The organism is Variovorax beijingensis (assembly GCF_007828835.1).
GTDB lineage: Bacteria > Pseudomonadota > Gammaproteobacteria > Burkholderiales > Burkholderiaceae_C > Variovorax > Variovorax beijingensis_A.
Map to the genome: position 1 here is coordinate 150,339 of NZ_VIVL01000004.1, position 11,579 is coordinate 161,917.

An 11,579-nucleotide genomic window follows, 5' to 3' on the forward strand; every position below is an offset into this window, starting at 1 on the left:
ATTCGGTTCTACAGTTTCCAACCCCTCCGGAGGCAACATGGCAGACACAACAATCACGCCCACCAGAAAGCTCCCGCTCTATCGTTCGCTCTACGTGCAGGTGATCGCGGCGGTGATCATCGGCGTGCTGCTCGGCCACTTCCAGCCCGCGCTCGGCGAGGCCATGAAGCCGCTGGGCGACGGCTTCATCAAGCTCATCAAGATGATCATCGCGCCGATCATCTTCTGCACGGTGGTGGTGGGCATCGCCGGCATGGAAGACATGAAGAAGGTCGGCAAGACCGGCGGCCTGGCGCTCTTGTACTTCGAGATCGTGAGCTCCATCGCGCTGGTGGTGGGGCTCGTGCTGGTCAACCTGCTCAAGCCCGGCGCGGGCATGAACATCGACCCGTCGACGCTCGACACCAAGGCCCTCGCGTCCTATACCGCTCCGGGCAAGATGACGGGCACGGTCGACTTCCTGCTCAACGTGATCCCGAGCACGCTGGTCGATGCCTTCGCCAAGGGCGAGATCCTGCAGGTGCTGCTGATCGCGGTGCTGTTCGGCTTTGCGCTGCACCGTTTCGGCGGGCGCGGCACGCTGGTGTTCGACGTGATCGAGAAGGGCTCGCACGTGCTCTTCGTGATCGTGGGCTACATCATGAAGCTGGCGCCCATCGGCGCCTTCGGCGCCATGGCCTTCACCATCGGCAAGTACGGGCTGGGCAGCCTGTTCTCGCTCGGCAAGCTGATGGGCACCTTCTACCTGACCTGCCTGCTGTTCATCTTCGTGGTGCTCGGGCTCATAGCGCGCTTCCATGGCTTCAGCATCTGGAAGTTCATCAAGTACATCAAGGAAGAGCTGCTGATCGTGCTGGGCACCTCGTCGAGCGAATCGGTGCTGCCGCGCATGATGGAGAAGATGGAGAACCTGGGCGCCAACAAGACCTGCGTGGGCCTGGTGATTCCCACCGGCTATTCGTTCAACCTCGACGGCACCTCCATCTACCTCACGATGGCGGCCGTGTTCATTGCGCAGGCCACCAACACGCCGATGACGCTGACCCAGGAGATCACGCTGCTGGCCGTGCTGCTGCTCACCTCGAAGGGTGCGGCGGGCGTCACGGGCAGCGGCTTCATCGTGCTGGCGGCCACGCTCTCGGCCGTGGGCCACGTGCCGGTGGCGGGCCTGGCGCTGATCCTGGGCATCGACCGCTTCATGTCCGAAGCGCGCGCGCTGACCAACCTGATCGGCAACGGCGTGGCCACCATCGTGGTGGCCAAGTGGACCAACGAGCTCGACACCGAGCGGCTGCACGCCGGGCTCAACAACGAGAGCTGGGTGGAGTCGCAGGAGCCCGAAGTGCTCGAAGCCGCGCGCATCAGCAAGATGGCCGACTGACGATGCCCGTGTGAAACCGGAGGGGCGCATCGTTCCTGCAAAATGGAGCAATGCCCCACAGCGTTTCCCTGATCAACACGATTGCCGCCGGCCTGGGACTGGCGCTCGTGCTGGGTTTCCTGGCGCTGCGGCTGCGGCTGCCGGCCCTGGTGGGCTACCTGCTGGCGGGCGTGATCATCGGGCCCTTCACGCCGGGCTTCGTGGCGGATGCGGGCATTGCGGCGCAGCTGGCCGAGATCGGCGTGATGCTGCTGATGTTCGGCGTGGGCCTGCATTTTTCGCTCGACGACCTGCTGGCGGTGCGCAAGATCGCGCTGCCGGGCGCATTGGCGCAGATCGCGGTGGCCACGCTGCTGGGCGGTGCGCTGGCGCTCTGGTGGGGCTGGTCATGGAGCGAGGCGCTGGTCTTCGGCCTGGCGCTGTCGGTGGCGAGCACGGTCGTGCTGCTGCGCGCGCTCGAGAGCCTGGGCATTCTCGATTCGTTCACCGGGCGCATCGCGGTCGGCTGGCTGGTGGTCGAGGACCTGGCCATGGTGCTGGTCCTGGTGCTGATGCCGCCGCTCGCAGGGGCCCTGGGCGGCCATGCCGGCAATTCGGCCAACCCCGCCGACCCGCTGTGGCAGACGCTCGGCGTCACGCTGCTGCAGGTGGGCGGGTTCGTGGCGCTGATGCTGGTGGTGGGGCGGCGCGCGTTCCCGTGGATTCTCTGGCAGGTCACGCGCACCGGCTCGCGCGAGCTGTTCACGCTGTGCGTGATCGCGGCCGCGGTCAGCATCGCCTTCGCCTCGGCGGCGCTGTTCGGCGTGTCGTTCGCCCTCGGTGCATTCTTTGCGGGCATGGTGATGCGCGAATCCGAATTCAGCCACCGTGCGGCGCAGGAGTCGCTGCCGCTGCGCGATGCCTTCGCGGTGCTGTTCTTCGTGTCGGTCGGCATGCTCTTCGATCCCGCGGTGCTCATCGAACGGCCGCTGCAGGTGCTGGCAGTGGTGGGCGTGATCGTGCTGGGCAAGTCGCTGGCCGCCTGCGCGCTGGTGCTGGCGTTCCGCTATCCGCTGGGCACGGCGCTCACCGTGAGCGCGAGCCTCGCGCAGATCGGGGAGTTCTCGTTCATTCTTGCGGGCCTTGGCGTCTCGCTCGGCCTGCTGCCGGTGGAAGGCCAGAGCCTGATCCTGGCCGGCGCGCTGATTTCCATTGCCACCAATCCGCTGTGGTTCAGCCTGATCGCGCCGCTGCAGAAATGGCTGCACGGCCGTCTCCCCCTGGCGCGCAGCCTCGAATCGCACGACCATCCGCTGGCCGAGCTGCCGACCACCACCGCAGCCCGGTACCTCTCCAGCCAGGTGGTGCTCGTGGGCTACGGCCGCGTCGGGCGCCGCATCGCGTCCGAGCTGGAGGCGCACGATATTCCCTACGTGGTGGCGGAGCAGAACCGCGAACTGGTGGAGAAGCTGCGCGAGGCCGGCGTTGCGGCCGTCTGGGGCGATGCGGCCGATCCGGCCGTGCTGATCCAGGCGCACATCGCGCGCGCCCGTGTGCTGGTGGTGGCCATACCGGACACCATGAACGTGCGGCAGATGATGGAGACCGCCCGCACCCTCAATCCGGCCATCGAAACCGTGATCCGCAGCCACAACGAAGAGGAAGCGCAGCTGTTGACGCGCGAGATGGCCGCCACGGTCTTCCTGGGCGAACAGGAGCTGGCGCAGGCCATGGCGCGCGACGTGGTGCGGCGCGCAGCGGCGGCGGCTGCCTGAGCCGTCCTCGGCGGAAGAAAGGTCTCAGAGGTCTTCGATGACCAGCGTGCGATAGCGCTGTGCGATCGAATAGGGCACGGTGCGCACCACCTCCATCAGGTGGTTGGCTGCCTCTTCGTTCTTCGTCCTGACCAGGAGGCCCGTGTGGCCTTCGCGCGCGAGCTTGGTGTAGGCGCGTACGGTGGCCGCATCGGTTCCGGCCGACGGCAGCGGCTCGTCGGCTTCCCGCACGGTGGGGGTGATTTCTTCCAGGATCGTGGCCGCGGGAAGCAGGTAGATCTCGTCGCCGCTCACGCCGTTTTCAATCAATTTGTGACCGATGCGGTTGGCGTCTTCCGCGCTTGGAAACATCACCATCGAATAGCCTGTGGGGTAGAAGGCGCCGCCGATGCTCGAGCGCATGCGGGGCTCTAGGACGAAACTCTTCATGATGCTGCCTCCTGGTGATGCAGTTCTTTGCCCACAACACTAGGCCTGCTGCCGGCGGGGCGCTGTAGGCCTGCTCCCCGTATTCCCGCAGGTTTGGCGCGGCAGTCGCGGCGCAGCCGGCCGGGCTCTTGTACACTCCCACCCTCATGCCGTGCCATCTCTTCCCCGCCACCGTCTGCGCAGCCTCCATGGCCCGCATGATGCCGCCTGCCTTCGCGCGGGCGGAGGGGTCATTGGTTGCACGAATGATTACCACCATTACCACCGCGGCCACCTGAGCACGCGCAGGTGGCCGTTTCGGCAGCCACCTGGTGTATCGCTCTTCTTCCCCGAATGAATGAAACCCAGCTCTGGCAGCTGGGTTTCTTGTTTTTCATCCGGAGATGTCCATGTACCGCGATCCTGTCCAGTCCCTCGAACCCCTGCCCAGCCCTCCTGCGGCCATTCGTGCGCTGCGCGTGGGGATGATCGGCATCGGCACCGTCGGCTCGGGCACGCTGCGGGTGCTGGCGCGCAACCAGGCCGAGATCGCGGGACGGGCGGGCCGCCCCATCGAGCTGGCGATGGTGGCCGCGCGCAACCTGGTGCGCGCCGCCGCCGTCGTGGGCGGGGATATTCCCTTGACGGACGACCCGCTGCGCGTGGCCACCCACCCCGACGTCGACGTGGTGGTGGAAGTGGCCGGCGGCACCGGCCCGGCGCGCGAATGGGTGCTGGCCGCCATCGCGCACGGCAAGCATGTGGTCACGGCCAACAAGGCCCTGCTCGCGGTGCATGGTGCCGAGATCTTTGCCGCGGCCCGGCGGCATGGCGTGGCCGTGGCCTACGAGGGCGCGGTGGCGGTGAGCATTCCCATCGTCAAGGCGCTGCGGGAGGGCCTCGCGGCCAACCGCATCGAATGGGTGGCGGGCATCATCAACGGCACCACCAACTTCATCCTGAGCAAGATGCGCGATGAAGGCCTGGACTTCGCCGCGGCGCTCGCGCAGGCCCAGGCACTCGGCTATGCCGAAGCCGATCCGGCCTTCGATATCGACGGCATCGATGCTGCGCACAAGCTCACGCTGCTGGCCGCCAATGCCTTCGGCACCGCCGTGCGGCTTGCCGACGTGCAGGTGCAAGGCATCACGGCGCTCGAGCGGGTGGACGTGGCCTGCGCCGAGCAGCTGGGCTACCGCATCAAGCTGCTGGGCCTGGCGCGGCGCCGGGAGGAGGGCGTGGAACTGCGCGTGCAGCCCGCGCTGGTGCCCGCGTCGCACCTGATGGCGCATGTGAACGGGTCGATGAATGCCGTCATGGTCAAGGGCGATGCGTCCGGCGTGACGATGTACTACGGCGCGGGCGCCGGCTCCGAAGAGACCGCATCGGCGGTGATTGCTGACCTGGTCGACGTGGCGCGGCTCGATGGCACCCATGCCGCGCAGCGGGTGCCGCACCTGGGCTTTCATGCGCATGCGATGAGCGCATTGCCGGTGCTGCCCCGCGCCGAGGCATGCTGCGCGCACTACCTGCGCATTCCCGTGCATGCCGCGAGCCATGTCGAGGCGGTGTCGGGCTGGCTGGCGGGGCAGCAGGTGCCGGTGCAGCAGGTGGCGCTGGCGGCTGCGCAGCCCGGCATGGGCGCGCAGCTGCTGGTGCTGACGCAGCCGGTGCGGCAGGGCACGATGGACCTGGCGCTGCAGGCCCTGCAGGCACATCCTTCGGTCGCGGGAAAGCTCACCGCCTTGTGCGTGGAGACGCTGGCCTGAGACAGAATGCGGCACGGCGTGCGTTGGCGCGGCCGATGGAACGGGAGTTGCTGCAATGGATTTCGCCTGGCATGGCTGCCTTCGAGGGCACGGCGGGAGCTGCACATGAAGCCCTGGCGGTGGCTCGTCATGCTGGCGCTGGCCTCGCCTGCATTCGCACAACCCGCGCAGACGGGAGAGGGCGCATCTTCCGCTTCTTCATCCTGCGAAGCGGAAGAAGCCGCACTGGAGCGCGACATGGACCTGGCCCGCTCCAGGGGCCAGATGCTGCGCCGCCGGCAGCTCGCCGAGAACCTGGACGCGCTGCGGGCGCGCTGCCGGGCGTCCGAACCGCCGCAAAGCCGCGCGGCGCGCATCGACAAGCTGGAGCACGACATCCGCGCGCTGCGGGCCGAACTCGAGCATGCCGAGGCGCAGCTGCGCGAGCTGAAGAACGAGCGGCCCTGACAGCCGCGCCGGTGCGCGTCAGAGCCTGGGCAGCTGCATGCGCAGGCGCCGCGCCGCTTCCTCTTCGCGCGCATCGTCCACCTCGCGCAGCACGTTGCCCAGGTCGACGGGGCCGGTGTCGCGCGCATGCGTGCCGCTCAGCACCGATTCGACGCGCAGCAGGCCGCGCTCGTACAGGTGCCAGATCTCGTCGCCGTAGTGCGTGTCCAGCAGCTGCGGCGCGAACTGGCCGAAGAAGTTGCGCAGGTTCTCCACGTCGCGCAGCAGCATGCGCTTCGCATGGTTGTTGCCGGCTGCATCCACCGCCTGCGGCAGGTCGATCACCACCGGGCCGTCGGCCGCGAGCAGCACGTTGAACTCCGACAGGTCGCCGTGCACCACGCCCGCGCACAGCATGCGCACCACTTCCTTCAGCAGGCTGGCGTGGTGCTGCATCGCTTCGCCCTGCGTGAACGCCACGTCGTTGAGCCGCGGCGCCGCATCGCCGTTGGCATCGGTCACCAGCTCCATCAGCAGCACGCCCTCGAGGAAGTTGTAGGGAACGGGCACCCGCACGCCGGCCGCCGCCAGGCGATAGAGCGCATCGACCTCGGCGCTTTGCCAGATGGCCTCGGTCACCTGGCGGCCGAAGCGCGTGCCCTTGGCCATGGCGCGCGTCTCGCGCGAATTGCGCACGCGGCGGTTCTCGGTGTAGTCGACGGCCTGGCGGAAGCTGCGCTTGTCGGCTTCCTTGTAGACCTTGGCGCAGCGCGTCTCCTCGCCGCAGCGCACCACGTAGACCATGGCTTCCTTGCCGCTCATCAGCTGGCGGACCACCGTGTCGATCAGGCCTTCGTCGACCAGCGACTGCAGTCGTGGTGGTGCTTTCATTGGTACCGCTCCATCGGATCCAGCGGGCGGGTCGAGAGGAAGGCCCTCAGGCTTTCCGGGCCGATCTGGTAGACCCCGATCATGCCTGCGTTGCGCAAAGGGCCTTGCCGTGCTCCGTGAAGTGGTGCGCAGCGCAAGCCGGCCGCTAGCAGCTTTCGCGCATCGCTTCAAAGCGCGGCCGGCTGTTTCCACGTCGCGATTGCCGGGATTGCGTGCGGCATGAGGTTGTACCTGGATGCCGTCGCAAAATTGATTTCACGGACCGGCCCAAAAAAAGCAAGAACGGTTCGCAGCCTCCCTCCATCCATTCATTGAATCGAAGGAAATCCGAATGACCCTCTCCAGCTCCAGCTCCAGCTCCAGCTCCAGCTCCAGCTCCAGCTCCAGCTCCAGCTCCAGCTCCAGCTCCAGCTCCAGCTCCAGCTCCAGCTCCAGCCCCAGCTCCAGACACAGCGCCAGGCTTCTCTGCGCCGCCGCGGTGGCCCTCGCGGCCGCCGCCGGCGCCGCCCATGCCGAAACCTATGAAGGCGTCCATCCCCCGACCTCCGCCGAGAGCCGTGCCAATGTGGCCGCCGGGGCCGTGGTGGCCGCGCACACGGGCGATCCCTATGCCACGGGTGCGGATGCCGGCCCGATCTATCCGCCGGTTGCCATGAACAGCCGCGATGCCGTGCGTGCCGAAGCGGTGGCCGCTGCACGCGCGCCCGACCCGTACGCCGAAGGTGCCTCGTCGGGCACGGCGCCGGTCGTCGCCGGTGCGGTGGACCGCGCGACGGTGCGGGCCGAAGCCTATGCTGCCGCACGCGGCAATGCGCTGCCGCTGTAGTGGCAAGCAACCCGTCCGCAAGGATGCGGGTACGAGAAAGAAGGCCGGGCCTGCGAAAGCGGGCCTGGTTTTTTTGCGCCGATGTAAGGTTGCGGCCCCAAGCAGAGATCGAACATGAACAAGAAGATCAGGCTCGCCGCATTCCTCCTCGCCTGTGCATCGGCGATGGCCGCCTCCGCCCAGGAGTGGCCGACGAAGCCCGTGCGCGTGATCGTTCCCGCGCCCGCCGGCAGTTCGCTCGACCTGATCGCGCGCACGCTGGCCGACCGGCTGCGGCCCATGTGGAAGCAGCCCATCGTCATCGAGACCCGGGCCGGCGCGGGCGGCCTGATCGGCATGGACGCCGTGGCCAAGGCGCCGAACGACGGCCACACCCTGGGCATCGGCTTCAACGGTCCGATCGCCTTCGGGCCCCACATGTACAGCCGCATGCCGTACGCGCCCGCGCGCGACCTGCTGCCGATCGTGCTCACGACCTCGCAGCCGAACGTGCTGGCCGTGCAGGCCGGCAACCCGGCCAACACGCTGCCTGAGTTCGTGGCGTGGGCGAAGAAGCAGGGCCGCCAGTTCAGCTATGCCTCGGTGGGCGCGGGGAGTTCGTCGCACCTGACGATGGAGCTGTTTCGCAGCGTTGCCGGCATCGAGGCGGTGCATGTGCCTTATGCCGGATCGCCGCCCGCGGGCCTCTCGGTGGCAGCCGGCGACACGCAGGCGCTGTTCACCGTGGCACCCGCGCTGCTGCCGCTCATCCAGGGCAAGCGCCTCAAGCTGCTCGCGGTCACGAGCGCGAAGCGCTCCGAGCTCATGAAGGACCTGCCCACGGTGGCGGAGTCGGGCTATCCGGGCTTCGAGTCGCTGGCGTGGAACGGCCTCTTCACCGCGAGCGGTACGCCGCCCGACGTCGTTCGCCGCATCAATGCCGACGTGAACACCGTGCTGCAGGAGCCTGCCGTGCGCGAACTGCTGGCCAGCCAGGGCCTGGTGGCGGGCGGCGGCTCCGCCGAGGAGTTCAGCTCGTTCATCGACAGCGAAGGCCGCAAGTGGGGCGCGATCATCGCCAGGCGCGGCATCCGGCTCGACCAGTGAGATTTTTTAAGCGATCTGAAATTCAGATCAATTGATCCGAATTTTCGATTTTACGGATGACGGCGGTCTGCCTAAAGTCCGCCTCGATGAATGCCAATGCACCGCCCCCACTGCTGATCGGCTGCGCGGCCGGCTTTTCCGGCGATCGCACCGATGCGGCCGGGCCGGTGGTCGATACGCTGATCGCGCGGCTTGCCAGCGGCCCGGCGGGGCAGCGCGCTTTCCTGATCTTCGAAACACTGGCCGAACGCACGCTCGCGCTCGCCCAGCTGCGCCGCCGCGACAACCCCGAGGCCGGCTACGAGCCCTTGCTCGACGCCATGCTGCGGCCCGTGCTGGCGCGCTGCCTCGCGCACGGCATCCGCATCGTGAGCAACTTCGGCGCGGCCAACCCGCGCGCCGCGGCCCGCCACATCGCCCGCATGGCGCGCGAGCTCGGCGCCGACGCGCCGCGCATCGCGGTGGTGGAGGGTGACGACCTTTCCGGCCCCGCGCACCGCGCGCTGCTGCATGAAACGCTGGGCGCGCAGATGGAGGGCCTGCGCATCGTCAGCGCCAATGCCTACATCGGCGCCGAGCCGATTGCCGCCGCGCTCGACGCCGGCGCGCAGATCGTGGTGTGCGGCCGCGTGGCCGATCCTTCTCTTGCGGTCGGCCCGGCCACGTCGCACTTCGGCTGGCGCGCCGACGACTGGCACCGGCTGGGCCGCGCCACCATGGCGGGCCATCTGCTCGAATGCGGCGCGCAGGTGTGCGGCGGCTACTTCGCCGACCCCGGCTACAAGGACGTGCCGGGGCTCGACGAGGTGGGCTTCCCGATTGCCGAGATCGATGCCGACGGCCACTGCACCATCGGCAAGGCCGACGGCACCGGCGGCCTCGTGAGCGAAGCCACCGTGAAGGAGCAGCTGCTCTACGAAGTGCACGACCCGAGCGCCTACCTCACGCCCGACGTGGTGGCCGACATCGCCGAAGCCGAGGTGCGCGCGCTGCCCGGCAGGGACCGCGTCGAACTCTCCGGTGTGCGCGGCCATGCGCGACCGAGCCACTACAAGGTCAACGTCTGCCATGAAGGCGGCTGGCTTGCCGAGGGCGAGATCTCCTATGCGGGACCGCGTGCCGAAGCGCGTGCGCGGCTCGCGGCCGAGGTGCTGCGCCAGCGGCTCGACGGGCTCGTCCTGCGCGTGGATCTGATCGGCGCGCTGAGCATCCTGGGTGACGATGCCGGCCGCATGCTGGCGGACACGCCCGACACCGGCCTGCGCGACGTGCGCCTGCGCGTGGCCGCCACGCATGCGGAGCGCGCCCAGGCCGAGCGCCTGGCGCGCGAGGTCATGGCGCTCTACACCTGCGGGCCTGCGGGCGGCGGCGGCGTGCGCACGGCGCTCACGCCGCGGCTCAACACCCTGTCATGCCTGCTGCCGCGGGAAGCGGTGCCGGTGCGCTTCGAACTGCTCGGCGCGGAGGCCCAGGGATGAAACCCACCCCCGTCCCTCGCTCACTTCGTGCAGCTCGATTCCCCCCTCCAGGGGGCAACACTGGCGGCCCGGCCAAGCCGGTTCCGCGGTGTTCCTGGCCTGGGCCGTGTCGGTTTCATGCGTCGCGGGTTACGCGCCAGCGTGGAGGAAAACTGGCATGAACACGACGGCAGACATGATCGAAGTGCCGCTCTACCGCGCGGCCCACGGCCGCACCGGCGACAAGGGCGACCGCTCCAACATCAGCGTGATCGCCTGGCACGCGGACCTCTACCCGGTGCTGGCCGAGCAGCTCACGCCCGAGCGCGTGTCGATGCAGTTCCGCCACCGCGCACCGGCACGGGTGCAGCGTTTCCTGCTGCCGCGGCTGCATGCGATGAACTTCGTGCTCGATGCCGTGCTCGACGGCGGCGTCAACGATGCACTGAACCTCGATGCGCACGGCAAGGCGCTGTCCTTCCTGTTGCTCGACATGCCCATCCGCGTGCCGCGCGCGCTGGCGCCGCTGCTGGCAGGGCCGTAGCAGCCATCCATTTTTTCCTCAGCCATCCATTCGGAGACAAAACAATGAAACGACGTTCCCTGACCCTTTCGGCCGCCGCGCTGGCACTGGTGCCGCTGCTGGGCCACGCGCAGCCGCAGGCCTTTCCAGAAAAGCCCATCACCTTCGTCGTGCCCTTTGCGGCCGGCACCGCCACCGACCAGATCGCGCGTGCGCTGGGCAACAGCATCACGGCCGAAACGAAGCAGCCCGTCGTGATCGACAACAAGGCCGGCGCCAGCGGCTTCATCGCCTCGCAGCAGGTGGCCAAGGCCGCGGCCGACGGCTACACCGTGCTGATCACCACCAACACCACGCATGCCGCCAACGAGCACCTGTTCAAGAAGCTGCCCTACGACCCTGTGAAGGACTACGTGCCCATCACTGCACTCGGCAAGGGCGGGCAGATCATGGTGGTGAATCCGTCGTTCTCCGCCAAGAGCGTGGCCGAGTTCGTGGCGCTCGCGAAGAAGGAGCCGGGCAAGTACAGCTTCGGCAGCGGCAGTTCGTCCAGCCGCATGGCGGGCGAGCTGCTGCAGCAGATGGCTGACATCAAGCTGCTGCACGTGCCCTACAAGAGCAACACGCTCGCCGTCACCGACCTGCTGGGCGGGCAGATTCACATGATGATCACCGACGCGGCCACCGGCCTGCCGCAGGTCAAGGGCGGCAAGCTGCGCGCGCTGGGCGTTTCGAGCGCGGCGCGTTCGCCGCTCGCGCCCGACGTGCCGACCATTTCGGAGGCCGGCGTGAAGGGCTATGAAATGGGCTACTGGTTCGCCGCCTATGCGCCCGCGAAGACGCCGCCGGCTGTGGTCAAGCGGCTCAACGAACTGTTGGTGAAGGCCGCGAAGAGCGAGTCCGCGAAGACGGCCTTCTACGAACCCACCGGCACCGAGGTGTTCACCACCTCGCCCGAAGAGCTCGCCAGGTTCCAGACGGCCGAGTCGCAGAAGTGGGGCCGCATCGTCAAGGCCGCCGGCATCGAAGCCGAGTAGGGCGCGCGCCGGCCGCAGCGG

General features: G+C 68.3%; 11 protein-coding genes. 9 read left to right on the top strand and 2 right to left on the bottom strand.

The window, feature by feature from the left end; translation table 11 throughout:
* Positions 1–37: 37 nt before the first annotated feature.
* Both FB547_RS14240 and ybaL read left to right on the top strand, forming a co-directional pair.
* Entirely contained in the window at positions 38–1,381 is a 1,344-nt protein-coding gene (locus tag FB547_RS14240; protein ID WP_145743264.1) for a dicarboxylate/amino acid:cation symporter, read from the top strand.
* Between the two features lie 50 nt (positions 1,382–1,431).
* Positions 1,432–3,135, top strand: coding sequence for a YbaL family putative K(+) efflux transporter (gene ybaL / locus FB547_RS14245; protein WP_145743266.1), 1,704 nt, complete (start codon positions 1,432–1,434; stop codon positions 3,133–3,135).
* A 24-nt stretch (positions 3,136–3,159) separates the two neighbouring features.
* On the opposite strand, the gene FB547_RS14250 is transcribed toward ybaL, so the two are convergent.
* Positions 3,160–3,564, bottom strand: coding sequence for a hypothetical protein (locus FB547_RS14250; RefSeq protein WP_047784726.1), 405 nt, complete (start codon positions 3,562–3,564; stop codon positions 3,160–3,162).
* Between the two features lie 389 nt (positions 3,565–3,953).
* Here FB547_RS14250 and FB547_RS14255 point away from each other — a divergent pair, with 389 nt between their 5' ends.
* The gene (locus FB547_RS14255) at positions 3,954–5,312 is read left to right on the top strand and encodes a homoserine dehydrogenase (protein ID WP_145743268.1); all 1,359 of its coding nucleotides are present in this window, start codon (positions 3,954–3,956) and stop codon (positions 5,310–5,312) included.
* A gap of 105 nt (positions 5,313–5,417) precedes the next feature.
* Positions 5,418–5,759 (top strand): DUF1090 family protein, encoded by a 342-nt coding sequence (locus tag FB547_RS14260; RefSeq protein WP_225612705.1) that lies wholly within the window; start codon positions 5,418–5,420, stop codon positions 5,757–5,759.
* Between the two features lie 18 nt (positions 5,760–5,777).
* On the opposite strand, the gene FB547_RS14265 is transcribed toward FB547_RS14260, so the two are convergent.
* Positions 5,778–6,629: a PA4780 family RIO1-like protein kinase gene (locus FB547_RS14265; RefSeq protein ID WP_145743270.1), complete on the bottom strand. Its 852-nt coding sequence runs from the start codon at positions 6,627–6,629 to the stop codon at positions 5,778–5,780.
* A gap of 478 nt (positions 6,630–7,107) precedes the next feature.
* On the opposite strand from FB547_RS14265, the gene FB547_RS14270 reads away from it, so the two are divergent.
* The 5 genes from FB547_RS14270 to FB547_RS14290 all read left to right on the top strand — a co-directional run bounded on the left by FB547_RS14270 (position 7,108) and on the right by FB547_RS14290 (position 11,558).
* Positions 7,108–7,455, top strand: coding sequence for a helicase SNF2 (locus FB547_RS14270; protein WP_145743847.1), 348 nt, complete (start codon positions 7,108–7,110; stop codon positions 7,453–7,455).
* 114 nt (positions 7,456–7,569) lie between these two features.
* Entirely contained in the window at positions 7,570–8,541 is a 972-nt protein-coding gene (locus tag FB547_RS14275; RefSeq protein ID WP_145743272.1) for a Bug family tripartite tricarboxylate transporter substrate binding protein, read from the top strand.
* An 86-nt stretch (positions 8,542–8,627) separates the two neighbouring features.
* Positions 8,628–10,019: an acyclic terpene utilization AtuA family protein gene (locus FB547_RS14280; RefSeq protein WP_145743273.1), complete on the top strand. Its 1,392-nt coding sequence runs from the start codon at positions 8,628–8,630 to the stop codon at positions 10,017–10,019.
* Positions 10,020–10,176: 157 nt separating this feature from the next.
* Positions 10,177–10,542 carry a hypothetical protein gene (locus FB547_RS14285; RefSeq protein WP_145743275.1) on the top strand — a complete coding sequence of 122 codons (366 nt, stop codon included), beginning with the start codon at positions 10,177–10,179 and terminating at the stop codon, positions 10,540–10,542.
* 44 nt (positions 10,543–10,586) lie between these two features.
* Positions 10,587–11,558: a Bug family tripartite tricarboxylate transporter substrate binding protein gene (locus FB547_RS14290; RefSeq protein ID WP_145743277.1), complete on the top strand. Its 972-nt coding sequence runs from the start codon at positions 10,587–10,589 to the stop codon at positions 11,556–11,558.
* Positions 11,559–11,579 lie beyond the last annotated feature (21 nt).